The sequence below is a fragment of the Nocardia farcinica genome (assembly GCF_029867845.1).
GTDB classification, from domain to species: Bacteria; Actinomycetota; Actinomycetes; order Mycobacteriales; family Mycobacteriaceae; genus Nocardia; species Nocardia farcinica_A.
The window spans coordinates 1-1,104 of sequence record NZ_JARWRU010000035.1 but is presented as its reverse complement, the minus strand read 5'-3'; the positions used below and the strand labels follow the sequence as shown (position 1 = coordinate 1,104).

The window sequence follows — 1,104 nt, the reverse complement described above, 5'->3', positions numbered from 1 at the left end:
CGCCCCTGATCGCCCGCGCGGGGCGCCCGAAACCGCGCACCCGGCGGGCCGTCGCCGGCACGCCGGAGTTCGTGGAAACCGTCCTCGAGGTCCGGCCTGACATAGACGTGCTCCGGTGTCCAGGATGCGCCGCTCACCCGGGAGAACATCGCTTTGGAGAAGCCCAGCGTCGTACACGCTTCCCGGCACGCGACGGCACCGAACGGCTCTTCTCCGGCCGACTGGAGTCGAGCGAGAAAGCGTCGCACATCCTGGGCCTGGAAGTCCGGTCCGTTCCGTTCGATCACCGCCATTGGCTCGACACTCTCCACATCGTTCAGGGACGTGCTGTAGGACACGCTATACCGGCCGGGTCAGGAGCCTCGGTCAGCCTGCGGGCGGCAGGTACACCGTGCGCAGCTGCTGGAAGGTGTGCAGACCCTCGGGGCCGAGTTCGCGGCCCATGCCGCTGCTCTTGATACCGCCGAAGGGGGCTACCGGGTCATTGGTGTAGTGATTGACTCCGATGGTCCCGGATTGAACGCGCGCGGCCAGTTCGGCGGCGCGCTCCACGTCCGCCGACCACACCGAGCCGCCGAGGCCGTAGTCGCTGTCGTTGGCGATGGCGAGCGCTTCGTTCTCGTCGGCGAACGGGATCACGCTGAGCACCGGCCCGAAAATCTCTTCGCGGGCGATGGTGGCCGAGTTGTCGAGGTCGGCGAAGATCGTGGGCTCCAGGAAGTATCCGGTGTCCAGCCCGGTGGGGCGTCCGCCGCCGGTGGTCAGCCGGGCTCCCTCGGTGCGACCCTTGGCGATGTAACCCTCTACCCGGTCTCGTTGCTGAGCCGAGACCAGCGGGCCGATCTTCGTCGTGGGATCGAGGGGATCGCCGATCTTCAACGATTCGGCGAGTGCGGTGAGCGCGTCGACGACTTCTTCGTAGCGCGACCGCGGGGCCAGGACGCGGGTGTTCAGCCAGCAGATCTGGCCGTTGTTCAGGAACGTCACACCGAACAGCGACTCGAGTGACGCGTCGAGATCGACGTCGTCGAGAAGGATCGCGGCGGACTTGCCACCCAGTTCGAGAGTGACCGGGCGCAGTAGCCGGCCGCACGCCACGGCGCA

Annotated in this window: 1 protein-coding gene and 1 pseudogene; both read right to left on the bottom strand. The window is 67.5% G+C overall.

Annotated features, from left to right (window positions below; all coding sequences use genetic code 11):
• Window positions 1–293, bottom strand: a pseudogene (locus QH283_RS00520) (hypothetical protein); the annotation flags it as partial.
• Between the two features lie 73 nt (window positions 294–366).
• Window positions 367–1,104, bottom strand: a 738-nt coding sequence (locus QH283_RS00515; RefSeq protein WP_280501050.1) for an aldehyde dehydrogenase family protein, incomplete at its 5' end; no start/stop codon positions are given.